We start from the raw sequence: 13,668 nt of genomic DNA, 5'->3' as shown, positions 1-13,668 counted from the left end.
TTCCTCCTTTAACAAGATTATAATTTAATATAAAAAAGATAAGTTCTTAAACTCATAAAACTCAGATTCCATAACTATCACCCTCTTTCATAATCCTTAGTATATCTTCTTCTTTTAAATAATCTACGATCTTTACCTCTCCGATCTTTTCAGGTAATATAAATCTTAATTTGCCTTTGAAAGCTTTCTTATCTCGCTGTATAAATGGAATAAGTTCTTCAAATTTATAGGGGTTATTCACTACAAACCCAAAATTTAATAAAAGTCTTTTTAACCTTTCATACACTGAGAAATCACACATCTTCAGTTTATACGCCAACTGGGTTGCTAATATCATACCAATAGCTACTGCTTCTCCATGCAAATACTTTTTATATTTACTTTTTGCCTCAATTGCATGGCCAAATGTATGTCCAAAGTTTAAGATCATTCTTAAAGATGATTCTTTTTCGTCCCTTTCAACCACGTATTTTTTACATTCAAGACTTTTCTTTATAATCCATATTAATTTTTCTTTATTTCGATTTTTAATATCTAAATAATTTCTCTCCAAATATTCAAAAAGCTCATAATCCATAACTAATCCATATTTAACAATCTCTGCTATACCACTTATATATTCCCTTTGTGGAAGGGTTTCTAAGGTTTTAACATCAATAACAACAGCTCTTGGATGATAGAAGGTACCCACTAAATTCTTTCCTTCTGGTATATTTATCCCTGTCTTCCCTCCTATGGAGCTGTCAACTTGTGCAAGTAAAGTAGTAGGTATTTGTATATAATCAATACCTCTCATATAAACGGAAGATACAAATCCTGTTAAATCCCCAATAACACCACCCCCAAAAGCTAATAAAACACTCTTTCTGTCAGCACCTAAATTAGCCATATTTCTAACAATTCTAATTACTTCTTTAAAGGATTTACTTTTTTCTCCTTCAGGAACAAATATATATGAATCTTCCTTTATATTTACGAAATCATTTTTGTAATAATTAATTAAAAATTTATGAGATATAACAAAATATGAGGAGTATGGCAAAATTAATTCATTAATCTTTTCCTTTAATATATCATCACCAATATATATTGGATATTCTCTTTCATCTGGCAAATAAATCCTTAACTCTTCCATCCCAACCTCTTATATACATAATTTTTATAATTCTCATAAGACAATTTAATCTCCTCTATATGATCTCCAGAAAATTTCTTAAGGAGTTCATCTGCAATTATCCAAGCCATCATTGCTTCACCTACAACTCCTGCAGATGTAACTACACAAACATCACTTCTTTCATAGTATCCTTCCGTTATCCTCTTTTCTTTTATATCAAAAGTTTTTAATGGTTTTCTCAAAGTTGGTATTGGTTTTACTGCAGCTCTAATCATTATTATTTCTCCGTTTGACATACCACCTTCTATTCCCCCTGCATAATTTGTTTTTCTCAAGTTTGTACTTTCATTAATAAATTCATCATGAACTCTAGAACCCTTTTCTCTACTTGATAAAAAGGCCTCTCCAATTTCTACTCCCTTCACTGAGGGAATGCTCATAACTGCATATGCCAACAATGCATCAAGTCTTCTATCCCAATGAACATGACTTCCTATCCCAATAGGGACATTTTTTGCAAGTAAAATAAATCTTCCACCAAGAGTATCTCCCGTTTCCTTTGCTTCATCTATTAACTTTCTTGCTTGTTCTTCTAATTCATCGTCAATCATTCTAAGCTCTGAGTTTTCTACTTTATTTTTAATATCATCCCAAGAAAAGTTATTAATATCAAATCTACTTTCAATATTACCTATTCCTTCAACAAAACTTATTATATCTATATCAAATTCTCTCAATATACATTTAGCTACAGCTCCTACTGCAACCCTTGCAGATGTTTCCCTTGCACTTGCCCTTTCTAAAATATTCCTTATATCATCAAAATGATACTTTACAACTCCAGCAAAATCGGCATGGCCTGCCCTTGGTTTTGTTACAGGAACATAATCGTAAATTTCTTCAGGATCCATAACATTTTTCCAATTTTCCCAGTCCTTATTCTTTATTAAAAACCCTATAGGTGACCCTAAGGTATATCCACCTCTTATTCCTGAAATGATTTCCACCATATCTTTTTCGATTTCCATCCTCTTTCCTCTTCCATATCCTTTTTGCCTTCTATGAAGCTCCTTATCTATATCTTCTTTGTTTATCTTAATCCCTGCAGGAACTCCTTCTATTATTACTAATAAACCCTTTCCGTGAGACTCACCAGCTGTTAAGAAGCGCATATTATTTTTTCTGCCTCCTCCCTCATAATATTCACAGGTCCCATAAATCCAAACCATCTCTTCCAAGAAAATGCCGCCTGATATATGAGCATATCGAGACCATTTTTATAAGGAATATTATTTTCTTTTGCCATCATTAAAAGAGGCGTCAAAGGTGGGTTATATATCAGGTCATAAACAAAAACAGCCTTATCTAAAGATGAATCCCAAGGATTACTCTTACTATCAAGTCCTAATGATGTAGTATTTATAAGTACAAATTTATCTTTAACTTTCTCCTTCTCTTCCCAAGGTAATAATTTAATAGCAATGCCCTTATTATTCCATATTTCTTCTGCTAATTTTTCTGCCCTTTCATAAGTTCTATTTGTTAAAAAAATCTCCCTTACTCCATACTCAACTAATGCATATAAAACTGCTCTACATGCTCCTCCTGCTCCTAATACTAAATAAATTATGTCCTGAGGAAGATTTAATTCCCTTAATGTATATAAAAAACCTGGTAAATCTGTATTATCACCCAACCAACAATTTCTTTTATCTCTATAGATAGTATTCACTGCCCCTAGCATTTTGGATGTGGGTGAAAGATCATCTAAGAATTCTATAACCCTCTCTTTGAAAGGTACAGTTACATTAAGTCCCCAAATAGGTAAATACTTTAATCCTAAAAATGCTTGGTTAAAATTCTCGGGTAAAATGGGTATATTTAAGTAAATAGCATCAATACCTGATGCCTGAAAAGAGGCATTGTGTATATAAAAAGATATAGAATGCCCTAATGGGTATCCAATAAGTCCTAATAATCTTGTCGATGAGGAAATCAAAGAAAATAATTCACCCCTCTTTCCACTATTTTCTCCCCTTTGAGCTTTTTAGTTAAAGGATAATTTACCAAAAAAAGCGTATTTTGTCAAATAGAAAGGATTTTACTTAGAAATTCAATAGTTCTCTCCTCCTTAGGGTTTTCAAAAAATTCTTTAGGATTACCTTCTTCTACTATCTGTCCTTGATCTAAAAATATAACTCGATGAGCCACCTCCCTAGCAAAACCCATTTCATGAGTAGCAATCATCATAGTCATGCCACCATAAGCAAGTTCCCTTATTACATCTAAAACCTCTTTTGTCATTTCAGGATCTATAGCAGAAGTTGGTTCATCAAAAAGCATTACTTCTGGTTCCATAGCTAATGCTCTAGCAATTGCTATTCTTTGCTGTTGCCCCCCAGAAAGTTGAGACGGATAACTATTAGCTTTATCCTGAAGCCCTACTCTTTTCAAGAGTTCATATGCCTTCTCTTTAGCTATTTTAGGATCTATCTTTTTAACTTTTATTGGAGCTAAAGTTATATTTTCAAGAGCTGTAAGATGAGGGAACAAATTAAATAATTGAAAAACCATACCTACTCTTTGTCTTATTTTATTTATATCTACCTTAGGATCCGTGATTTTTACTCCATCTATATATATTTCTCCTTCAGTAGGTTCTTCCAACCTATTTATACATCTTAAAAGTGTGCTTTTACCTCCTCCACTTGGACCAATAATAGCTAAAACTTCTCCTTTTTTTACTTCGAGATTTACGCCCTTTAATACATGAAGATTTTTAAATTTCTTATGAAGATTTACAACTTTAATCACCTTTTTTCAACCTCTTTTCCATCCACATTGATAAACGGGTTAAAGGTAAAGTCATAAGAAGGTAAATAAGCGTAACTCCTAAAAAGGGACTGAAAACATTTGCTTTCCAAGCAACTATCTCTCTACCAGCCCTTAAAAGCTCAGTAACAGCTAAAGTAGAAGCTAATGAACTTTCCTTTAACATAGAAACAAATTCATTCGTCAAAGGAGGAAGAATTCTTTTAAAGGCTTGCGGCAAAATTACATATCTCATGGCTTGAAAATAGGACATACCTAAGGATCTCGCAGCTTCCATTTGTCCTTTCTCTATAGATTGAATTCCCCCTCTAAAAATTTCTCCTGTATATGCAGCACTATTAATCGATAGACCGACAATAGCAGCAGTAATAGCTCCTAAATTTATACCAAAGGACGGTAAAGCATAATATATGATAAGAAGTTGCATTAATAAGGGTGTACCCCTTATAACTTCTACATATAATGTGGCTGGTATCCTAAAAATATATTTTTTTGAAATTCTTGCAAGCCCAATAAATAACCCCAAAACTACACCAATACCTACAGATATAATCGAGAGGCGCAAAGTCACTAATGCGCCTCTCAATAGATATGGGATACTTTCTATGAAGATATTTATATTAAAATCCAAAATATCACCTCTACTCTATTGGCTCTGTACCAAACCACTTTTTATATATTTCTTTATATTTACCAGTTTTCTTTAAATTAACTAAAATTTCGTTTATTTTCTTCAAAAGATCAGTATCTTCTTTCCTCACAGCAATACCATACTGTTCCTTAGTAAAGGGTTTTCCTACACATTTTAACTTTGGGTTATTCTTTGAATAATAAAGGGATACAGGAAGATCATTTATAACTGCGTCTAGTCTTCCAAGTTCAAGATCCATAAATGCTTCTGGAATTGTTTCATAGCTCCTTATCTCTTTAATCCCTACCTGATCCTTTAACTTTTTAGCACTTATTTCTCCTGTAGTACCTAACTGTACTCCAACTATTTTACCCTTTAAATCCTTCTCACTTCTTATATCTTTATTATCACTCCTTACAACTATAATTTGTCCTGAATCATAATAAGGGATAGAAAAGGATATTTCTTTTTTTCTTTCCTCTGTAATTGTCATTGCAGAAATAATCATATCAAACTTCTTCGCTTTTAATGCAGCTATTATTCCATCAAAAGAAGTATTTATAACTTGTAATCTCACTCCTAAGGCTTTTGCAATTTCATTAGCTATATCTATATCAAAACCTACAGGCTTATCACCTTCCATAAACTCGAAAGGTGCATAAGCCACATCACTACCAACTTTAAGAATACCTGCTTTCTTAATCCTCTCTAAAGCAGAAGCCCCAAATGTTGGTAAACTTAAAACAAATATTAATAGGAATAATATTAACCATAGTTTTCGCATAAATTTTCCTCCTTTTTGAAATTTTTAAAAGTATAAGAATAGATATTCATAAAAGTCAAGTATAATATATGAAGTGGAGGTGAAAAATTATGGATTACCTAATAAGAGGAATCTCTAAAGACAAAAAAATTATTGCTTATGTTGCTAAAACAACAGAACTGGTAGAACAGGCCAGGATCATACATAATGCCTCTCCTACTGCAATAGCAGTTTTAGGAAGAACTCTTACCCTAACAGCTATTATGGGGAAAATGCTTAAGAAAAAAGATGAAAGAATTAGTTTGCAAATTGTAGGGAATGGCCCCTTAGGAAATGTTTTTGCTGATGCTGATGCTAATGGAAATGTAAGAGGGTATATTAAAAGACCTTACATAGATTTGCCACCTACCCCAGAAGGAAAGCTTGATGTAGCTTCTGCAATAGGAAAAGAAGGAGTACTAAGTGTCATAAGAGATTTTGGACTTAAAAAGCCATATCAAGGAATGACACCACTTGTTTCTGGAGGAATAGCAAAAGACTTAGCTTATTATTTTGCTTCCTCTGAGCAACAACCATCAGCTGTTGCTGCAGGGGTTTATGTCAATAAAGAAGGAAAAGTAATTGCAGCAGGAGGTTATATTGTACAGATATTACCAGATTCAGAGGAAGATATTGTAAGTAAGTTAGAAGAAAATATTAATAGATTAAAACCACCAAGTCAAATGATATTAAATGGACTAAACCCAGAAGATATAATTAACAAAATATTTGAAGGATTTGATTTTGACATGTTTAATAGAGAAGAATTGAAATATGCATGTAGGTGTAGCCGAGAAAGAGCTGAAAATACTCTCATTGCTTTAGGATTAAAGGAATTAGAAGAACTACAAAAAAGAAATGAGGACATAGAAGTGAAATGTGAGTTTTGTGGTAAGAAATATATTTTTCAAAAACATGATATAGAAAAAATTATCCTTGAACTTAAAAATAAAACTTAAAAAACCCCTGGTTTTTCCAGGGGTTTTTCATACATTAACTTAATACTTTTTCCAAAGGAGTATAAGGTAGGTTAAAAGCATTAGCAACTGCTTCGCAGGTAATTTCACCTTTTACTATATTTACACCTTTTGCAAGACTTTTGTTCTCTTTCACAGCTCTTTCCCAACCTTTATCAGCAATCTCAATTACATAAGGAAGAGTATTTAGAGTTAAAGCTCTAGTTGCTGTTCTTGGAACAGCTCCAGGCATATTAGCCACACTATAATGTATTACACCTTCCTCCTCATAAATAGGATTTAAATGGGTTGTTGGTCGTGATGTCTCAGCACAGCCACCTTGATCAATAGCTACATCAACAATAACAGCACCTGTTTTCATTCTCTTTAAAAGATCTCTCGTAATTATTTTGGGGGCTTTTGCCCCTGGTACTAATACTGCTCCAATAAGTAGATCTGCGTATTCTACAGCCATCCTAATATTGTATTCATCTGCTATCATCGTATTCACCTTTCCTTGGAAATAATCGTCCACAAATCTTAATTTTCTTGGATTTATATCCAACAAAGTTACAGATGCACCCATTCCATAAGCTATTCTTGCAGAGTTAAAACCAACAGTCCCTGCACCTATTATAACCACATTAGCAGAAGGAACTCCTGGAACTCCACCTAATAAAATTCCTCTCCCACCAAAAGGTTTCTCTAAATATTTAGCACCTTCTTGGGGAGCCATTCTTCCTGCTATCTCACTCATAGGAGCAAGAAGTGGTAAAAAACCATCTTCTGTTTGTACAGTTTCATAAGCTATGCATATTGCTTTACTTTTAATAAGATTTTTTGTAAGTTCTTCGGATGCTGCTAAATGCAAGTAAGTAAATAAAATTTTTCCTTCAGTAAGAAGAGGATACTCTTCAGGTAAGGGTTCTTTCACCTTTAAAATTAATTCTGCCTCATAAAACACATCCTCATGTTTTTCTAATATTATTGCTCCTGCCTTTTCGTATTCTTCATCTGTAAAACCACTCCCTAATCCTGCACCTTTTTCAATATATACTTTATGTCCTTTTTTGACCAATGTTTGTACTCCACCAGGAACAATAGCAACACGATTTTCTTCAGGTTTAATCTCCTTAGGAACACCTATAATCATATCTCTCTTAAGCCTCCTTGTTGTCTTATATCTTCTTTGATCTTAAGAAATAATAAATAGCAATTAATGTTTTAGAATCCTCAAACTTACCACTTTCTAAAGCTTTTATTATCTCATCTGCTGTTAAAGAAATTATTTTTAAAAACTCATCATCATCAGGATTTGTATTTGTCTTCTCAAGATCTGTAGCTTCATATAGATATAACACCTCATCACTTATTCCAGGTGATGGGTAAAAAACATGAATTAACTTTAAATTTTTTGGAATATACCCTATTTCTTCTTCCAGTTCTCTTTTAGCACAATTTATTGGTTCTTCTCCAAAATCAAGTTTTCCGGCTGGAATTTCTAATAAGACTTTTTTAGCTGGAAGTCGATATTGCTCTACAAAAAATACAGATCCATCCCTTGCTATTGGTAATATAGCTACTGCACCCGGATGATGTACTACTTCTCTCTTAGCTAATTTTCCATTTTCAAGTACTACATCGTACTCTTTTACTGTAATTATTCTTCCTTTATAAATTTCCCTTTCGCTTACTATTTTCTCATCCAACTTACATCCCACCTCCTATTTCTCTCAAGTTTTCTCTACTTTTAAATTCTGACGCTTTTACTAAAAGCTCTTTGGCATGCTGTTGACTTACTTCAGAAACTATACTACCTCCTAACATTCTTGATATTTCCATCACTCTGATTTTATCCTCTAACATAGAAACCCTTATTCTTGTTTGATCATTTATAATCTTCTTCTCCACATGGAAATGATAATCAGCCCACGCTGCTATCTGAGGTAAATGTGTCACACAGAAAACTTGTCTCTTCTTGGATATATTCCATAATTTTTGAGCAAGTAGATAAGCCGTTTCCCCTCCAATACCTGTGTCTATTTCATCAAATACCAAAACAGGTGTATTATCAACTTCGTTAAGTATAGTTTTTAAGGCAAGCATTATCCTTGAGAGTTCTCCTCCAGATGCTATATGTCTCAAGGGTTTAAAAGCCTCTCCAGGATTTGATGAAAGCATAAACTCTACAACTTCTCTTCCTTTTTCTCCCACTTTTATCCCATTAATAAATATAAATCCTCCTGTTGGTTCTTGAAAATCAACCGAAAATCTTGCATGTTCCATTCCTAAATCCTTTAACTCATTTTCTACCTTTCTTACAAAATTATCAACGATCTCTTTTCTCATTTGGGAAAGAATTTCACTTTCATATAAAAGCTTTTCCTCTAATTCCTTTATCTCCTTTTCTATGTTCTCTAAATGGGCTTCCATATTAGATAAAGTATTAAGTTCTTCTTTAGCTTTTTCTTTATAATCTAAGATTTCCTCAATATTTTTACCATATTTCCTTTTTAATTGAGATATTCTATAAAGTCTTTCTTCTATATATTCAAGATCATTAGGATCTATCTCTAAATTATCTTTATATCTCATTAAATTATCAACTGCTTCACTAAGATATAATTTAGCATTTTCCAATAGTTCTAATATTCCAGAAATATTTTCATCTATAGAAGAAAGAGCTTTTATACTATTTAATCCTTCTCCAATTAATTCAAAAGCAGAATATCCTTCGTTATTTTCATACAGACATTTTATAGCATCCTCAATACCATATCTTATTTTTTCAAAATTTTGTAGCTTTTGCCGTTGCTCTAATAACTCTTCTTCTTCTCCTATTCTCAAATTTGCCTTTTCAATCTCTTCTATCTGAAAAGATAAAAGATCTATTCTTTGCTGTCTCTCTTTTTCCTTTGCATAAATTTCTTCCCTTTCGGAATAAAGACCTTTTAATCTGGAAAATAATTCTTTAACCTTTTCCCTTTGTCTTATCAATGAATCTCCACCTAAGAGATCAAAAACTTCCAACTGAAAATCCTTACGAAGAATTTTCTGATGTTCATGTTGTCCATGTATTTCAAGAATATTCGATAGTAAACGCTCTAACATTCCTACTGTAACAAGTTCACCATTTACCCTACATTTACTTCTTCCATTTTTATTTAACTCTCTTGATACAAGTAATGTTCCATCCTTCTCTTTTGGAATCTCCCATTCATCCAATAGTCTTTCTGCTTCTTCATTCATAGCAAACATAGCTTCTACTAAACTTCTATTACTTCCAGTTCTAATAATGTCTGTTGATGCTCTTTCTCCAAGCAAAAAGGCTAAAGCATCCACAAGCAGAGACTTACCAGCACCTGTTTCTCCAGTGATTACGTTTAAACCATCATGAAAATCTAGAGTTATCTCATCTATTATTGCAAAATCCTTAACTCTAAGAGCAAGAAGCATTTCTTATCTACCTCCAATGTAATTTCTTTTTTAATCTATTAATAAAATCCCATCCTGGAAGGAAAATAAGTCTTCCATAAAATTCCGCTTTAGTTATAATAACTTTTTGTCTATTTCCAACAAGATCTACTTTTTTACCATCAACCCAAACTTGCACTTGTAACGACCTTTTTGAAAAACTGATCTGAATTTCCGAATTGATTGGAAAAACAACAGGTCTAGATATAAGAGAATGGGCACATATAGGCAAAAATTCAAAAGCTTCAAGATCAGGAAAAATTATAGGTCCACCAGCAGATAAGGCATAAGCTGTAGAACCAGCAGAGGTAGCAATAATTACACCATCTGCAGGTTGTGTGTTTAACAAAGCTCCATTTATTAATAGATTTAAAGATATCAATGGAGTATTCTCAGATTTCAAAAATACAACCTCATTAAAGGCATAATAAATCTTCTCATCAATTTTTAATTTGATTACAGGATGCTGTTCTATGAAAAACTTCTTTTCATCTAAAGAAAATAAAAATTTACCTATATCTTTAAACTCAACAGTAGTTAAGAATCCAAGTCTACCTGTATTTATTCCAGCTACAGGAACACCTTTAGGTGCTACCCTTTTTAAAGCATATAATACAGTACCATCCCCACCAATTGCTATTCCCAAATCCACATCATCATTATCTATTAGAACTTCGTAATTCTTTTTTATTGCCCACTCTCTTATTATTTCTATCCCCTTTTTTGCATCTCTTTTTTTAGGGTTGTAAAATACTCCTATTTTTTGGAAAGTAATTTCCAATTCGAAAAAGCCTCCTCTACTATCTCTTTTATCTTATCTATAGAAATCTCATCTTTTTCTTGTAAAGCAAACAATGTTGGATATTCTATATTTCCTTTCCCTTCCTTGCTATAAAAATATGTAATATTTCTTAAATAAAATCCAAGAGTTTTTAAATTATTTTTAATATTTTCTATCACTTTTAAATGGACGTCAATATTCTTTACTATACCGCCCTTATTAACATCCTTTGGAGATGCCTCAAATTGAGGTTTTATCAATGAAATAACCATTCCTTCTTCTTTTAAAAAAGATCTTATAACAGGAAATATCTTCAATATTGATATAAAGGATACATCTATAGTTATAATATCAACCTTATCAGGAATATCACCTTCCTTTAAATATCTCGCATTTATCCCTTCCATCACTATAACTCTTGTATCCCTCCTTAGTTTTTCGTGTAAAACGCCCTTTCCCACGTCAATAGCATAAATTTTCTTTACACCTTCTTGTAATAAACAGTCAGTAAATCCACCAGTACTTGCACCTATATCAATAGCTATAAATCCTGTAACATTTATCTTAAATTCATCTAAAGCCTTTTTTAGCTTAAATCCACCCTTACTAACATAGGGAAAAGATTGTTGAATTTCAATGGAAACAAAAGGTGAAAATTTTACGTCAGGTCTATCTGCTAACTTGCCATCTACTTTAACCAGTCCAGCAATAATAGCAGACTTAGCTTTTTCTCTACTTTCAAAAAATCCTTTCTTAACTAATAGAGTATCGAGTCTTTCCTTAGGAGTTTTTTCTTTCAACCTTCCACCCTTGTTTTATCAAGAACCCTTATTACTTCTTTTACTACATGATATTCTTTTAAACCGTATATTTCTTTTAAGATTTCCACATTTCCATGCTCTATGAATTTTTCTGGAAGTGCTATGGGATATACATTTACGTTAAAATGAAACTTAGAAACAAATTCAGAAATTGCCCCAAAAAGTCCTCCTGTTACAATGTTTTCCTCTAATGTAAAGATATATTTAAACTTAGAGAATAATTCTTCAAGTAATGGAATATCTAAAGGTTTTAAAAATCTTAAATTGACTACTTTGGCATATATTCCCTTCTCCTTCAGAACATTATGGGCTTCCAAAGCAGTATATACCATGGAACCTATAGCCAAAAAAAGAACATCCTTACCTTCTTCTAATATCTCAGCTTTACCTATTTCAATCTTATTAAGATTAGAAGGAAGTTTTACCCCGTATCCTTTTCCTTTGGGATATCTTATTGCAAATGGACCAGGATAATTAATTGCTGTATATAACAAATCTCTAAGTTCAGATTCATCCTTTGGAGAAGAAACAACTATATTGGGGATAAGCCTCAAATAAGAGAGATCAAAAATTCCTTGATGAGTAGGGCCATCATCACTAACAAGGCCAGCTCTATCTAATACAAATACTACAGGAAGCTTCTGTAAACAAACATCGTGAATGATCTGGTCAAAGGATCTCTGAAGAAAAGTAGAATATATGGCAACTACAGGTTTTAACCCATTCATAGCAAGCCCTGCTGCAAAGGTCACTGCATGCTGTTCTGCTATTCCAACATCAAAAAATCTTTCTGGAAATCTTTCTGCAAAATAGGAAAGTCCAGTACCATCTGGCATTGCAGCTGTAATAGCTACAATCTTCTCATCCTTTTCTCCTAATTCAACTAATGTTTTACCAAAAACCTCTGTATATGTAGGTACTTTTTTTTCACGTTCTTTCTTTGATCCCACACTATGGAACTTGGAAGGTATGGCTTCTGCATCTTTATGGCCAATTCCTTTTCTGGTTGTGACATGTATCAATACTGGACAAGATAGATTATCTTTTATACCCTTAAATACGGAAATTAAAAGGGGTATATCATGTCCATCAAAGGGACCAAAATATTTAAAACCTAAATCTTCAAATATTGGATTTTCCAAGAGAAGACTCTTTAAACTTCTCTCCAATTTTAGATCTAAGGATAACAAGGTTTTTCCTAAGGGTAAATTCTTTAAAAAATTCTGAGTTGTCTGCTTAAAAAATCTATAAAGAGGGTGTTTCCTTAGCTTAGCCAAATAAACTGCTAAAGCTCCTACATTAGGTGAGATAGAATGTTCATTATCATTTAATATAACAATAAGATCTGTATTCAAGAATCCAATTTGATTCAATGCCTCCCATGCCATTCCAGAAGTTAAAGCACCATCACCTATTACTGCTATAACTTTATATTTTTCACCTTTAATATCCCTTGCTTTAGCGAATCCTAAAGCAGCAGATAAAGATGTACCAGCATGTCCTACAGCAAAATGATCATACTCACTTTCCCAAGGAGCAATATATCCACTGATTCCACCATATTGTCTCAATGTATGAAAATCTTTTGCTCTTCCAGTTACTAATTTATGAGTATATGCCTGATGCCCTACATCCCAAATTATCTTATCAATGGGTGTATTAAAAACATAATGAAGAGCTAAAATTAACTCAACAGTTCCTAAATTAGATGCTAAATGACCACCATTATTCTCTACTGTATTAATAATTACTCTTCTAATTTCTTCAGCTAAATTCCTTAGCTCTTCTACAGATAGAGATTTTAAATCATTCGGAGAATTAATTCTCTCTAACAACATTTAAATATTCCTCTCTAATTTTTAAAATCTCATCCCAATTCCTAACTATATTCCTTAAAATACCATTAACAAATCTACCAGCTTCTGGACTGACATATTTTTTAGCCAACTCAACAGCTTCATTAACAGTAACACCAGGTGGAATATCTTCAAAAGCAAACATTTCAGCTATTGCCATTCTTAAAATGTTTCTCTCCAAGCCTCCTATTCTATCTAATCTCCAATTCTTACTAAATTTACTTATAATAGCATCAGCAACATTTCTAAAATAAAGAGTACTTTCATAGAGTTTGTGAGCAAAAGCTTGAGCTTGTAGTGAAAAATCATCAAAATCTACCTCAACATTTTGACCCAATTCTTGCTGGAATAAATACATCAAAACCTTTTCTCTACATCTTGTTCTTTCTTTGCTCATT

Annotated in this window: 14 protein-coding genes; 1 reads left to right on the top strand and 13 read right to left on the bottom strand. The window is 32.6% G+C overall.

All coding sequences use genetic code 11. The features are described 5' to 3' along the window. Window positions 1–61 precede the first annotated feature (61 nt). The 6 genes from aroB to ACY3JJ_RS05540 all read right to left on the bottom strand — a co-directional run bounded on the left by aroB (window position 62) and on the right by ACY3JJ_RS05540 (window position 5,364). Window positions 62–1,135, bottom strand: a complete 1,074-nt coding sequence (gene aroB / locus ACY3JJ_RS05565; RefSeq protein WP_463091164.1) for a 3-dehydroquinate synthase — start codon at window positions 1,133–1,135, stop codon at window positions 62–64. Then, complete coding sequence (gene aroC / locus ACY3JJ_RS05560) at window positions 1,123–2,289, bottom strand: chorismate synthase (RefSeq protein ID WP_463091163.1); 1,167 nt, start codon at window positions 2,287–2,289, stop codon at window positions 1,123–1,125. The genes aroB and aroC overlap by 13 nt, the downstream gene beginning before the upstream one ends. After that, window positions 2,277–3,116, bottom strand: coding sequence for a shikimate dehydrogenase (gene aroE / locus ACY3JJ_RS05555; RefSeq protein WP_463091162.1), 840 nt, complete (start codon window positions 3,114–3,116; stop codon window positions 2,277–2,279). Before aroE ends, aroC begins: the two co-directional genes overlap by 13 nt. Before the next feature lie 86 nt (window positions 3,117–3,202). Next, a complete protein-coding gene (locus ACY3JJ_RS05550; RefSeq protein WP_463091161.1) occupies window positions 3,203–3,931 on the bottom strand; it encodes an amino acid ABC transporter ATP-binding protein in 729 nt (242 codons plus the stop codon). Continuing rightward, on the bottom strand, window positions 3,924–4,580 hold the full coding sequence (locus tag ACY3JJ_RS05545) for an amino acid ABC transporter permease (RefSeq protein ID WP_463082173.1): 657 nt from the start codon (window positions 4,578–4,580) through the stop codon (window positions 3,924–3,926). Before ACY3JJ_RS05545 ends, ACY3JJ_RS05550 begins: the two co-directional genes overlap by 8 nt. Window positions 4,581–4,590: 10 nt before the next feature. After that, window positions 4,591–5,364 carry a basic amino acid ABC transporter substrate-binding protein gene (locus ACY3JJ_RS05540; RefSeq protein WP_463082174.1) on the bottom strand — a complete coding sequence of 258 codons (774 nt, stop codon included), beginning with the start codon at window positions 5,362–5,364 and terminating at the stop codon, window positions 4,591–4,593. An 89-nt stretch (window positions 5,365–5,453) separates the two neighbouring features. On the opposite strand from ACY3JJ_RS05540, the gene hslO reads away from it, so the two are divergent. Next, window positions 5,454–6,341, top strand: a complete 888-nt coding sequence (gene hslO, locus ACY3JJ_RS05535; RefSeq protein WP_463091160.1) for an Hsp33 family molecular chaperone HslO — start codon at window positions 5,454–5,456, stop codon at window positions 6,339–6,341. Between the two features lie 34 nt (window positions 6,342–6,375). On the opposite strand, the gene ald is transcribed toward hslO, so the two are convergent. Genes ald through nusB form a run of 7 tightly spaced genes read right to left on the bottom strand, consistent with a single transcriptional unit; the run spans window position 6,376 to window position 13,667 of the window. Next, a complete protein-coding gene (gene ald, locus ACY3JJ_RS05530; protein WP_463091159.1) occupies window positions 6,376–7,491 on the bottom strand; it encodes an alanine dehydrogenase in 1,116 nt (371 codons plus the stop codon). 25 nt (window positions 7,492–7,516) lie between these two features. Further along, entirely contained in the window at window positions 7,517–8,047 is a 531-nt protein-coding gene (locus ACY3JJ_RS05525; protein WP_463091158.1) for an NUDIX hydrolase, read from the bottom strand. A gap of 1 nt (window position 8,048) precedes the next feature. Continuing rightward, window positions 8,049–9,794 carry a DNA repair protein RecN gene (gene recN / locus ACY3JJ_RS05520; RefSeq protein ID WP_463091157.1) on the bottom strand — a complete coding sequence of 582 codons (1,746 nt, stop codon included), beginning with the start codon at window positions 9,792–9,794 and terminating at the stop codon, window positions 8,049–8,051. A gap of 7 nt (window positions 9,795–9,801) precedes the next feature. Continuing rightward, complete coding sequence (locus tag ACY3JJ_RS05515) at window positions 9,802–10,593, bottom strand: NAD(+)/NADH kinase (RefSeq protein WP_463091156.1); 792 nt, start codon at window positions 10,591–10,593, stop codon at window positions 9,802–9,804. Beyond that, on the bottom strand, window positions 10,569–11,393 hold the full coding sequence (locus ACY3JJ_RS05510) for a TlyA family RNA methyltransferase (RefSeq protein WP_463091155.1): 825 nt from the start codon (window positions 11,391–11,393) through the stop codon (window positions 10,569–10,571). Before ACY3JJ_RS05510 ends, ACY3JJ_RS05515 begins: the two co-directional genes overlap by 25 nt. Next, window positions 11,390–13,252, bottom strand: coding sequence for a 1-deoxy-D-xylulose-5-phosphate synthase (gene dxs / locus ACY3JJ_RS05505; RefSeq protein ID WP_463091154.1), 1,863 nt, complete (start codon window positions 13,250–13,252; stop codon window positions 11,390–11,392). Before dxs ends, ACY3JJ_RS05510 begins: the two co-directional genes overlap by 4 nt. Continuing rightward, on the bottom strand, window positions 13,233–13,667 hold the full coding sequence (gene nusB, locus ACY3JJ_RS05500) for a transcription antitermination factor NusB (RefSeq protein ID WP_463082182.1): 435 nt from the start codon (window positions 13,665–13,667) through the stop codon (window positions 13,233–13,235). The genes dxs and nusB overlap by 20 nt, the downstream gene beginning before the upstream one ends. Between the last annotated feature and the right edge of the window lies 1 nt (window position 13,668).

The organism is Dictyoglomus sp. DH (genome assembly GCF_055181375.1).
The sequence above is the reverse complement of the archived record's forward strand: the minus strand, read 5'-3'. Positions and strand labels throughout refer to the sequence as shown.

Bases quoted from the DNA above. Each gene is read 5' to 3' on its own strand.
- aroB (WP_463091164.1), bottom strand. From the start codon at position 1,135: ATGGAAGAGTTAAGGATTTATTTGCCAGATGAAAGAGAATATCCAATA.
- hslO (WP_463091160.1), top strand. From the start codon at position 5,454: ATGGATTACCTAATAAGAGGAATCTCTAAAGACAAAAAAATTATTGCT.
- dxs (WP_463091154.1), bottom strand. From the start codon at position 13,252: ATGTTGTTAGAGAGAATTAATTCTCCGAATGATTTAAAATCTCTATCT.
- ald (WP_463091159.1), bottom strand. From the start codon at position 7,491: ATGATTATAGGTGTTCCTAAGGAGATTAAACCTGAAGAAAATCGTGTT.
- recN (WP_463091157.1), bottom strand. From the start codon at position 9,794: ATGCTTCTTGCTCTTAGAGTTAAGGATTTTGCAATAATAGATGAGATA.
- nusB (WP_463082182.1), bottom strand. From the start codon at position 13,667: ATGAGCAAAGAAAGAACAAGATGTAGAGAAAAGGTTTTGATGTATTTA.
- aroC (WP_463091163.1), bottom strand. From the start codon at position 2,289: ATGCGCTTCTTAACAGCTGGTGAGTCTCACGGAAAGGGTTTATTAGTA.
- ACY3JJ_RS05540 (WP_463082174.1), bottom strand. From the start codon at position 5,364: ATGCGAAAACTATGGTTAATATTATTCCTATTAATATTTGTTTTAAGT.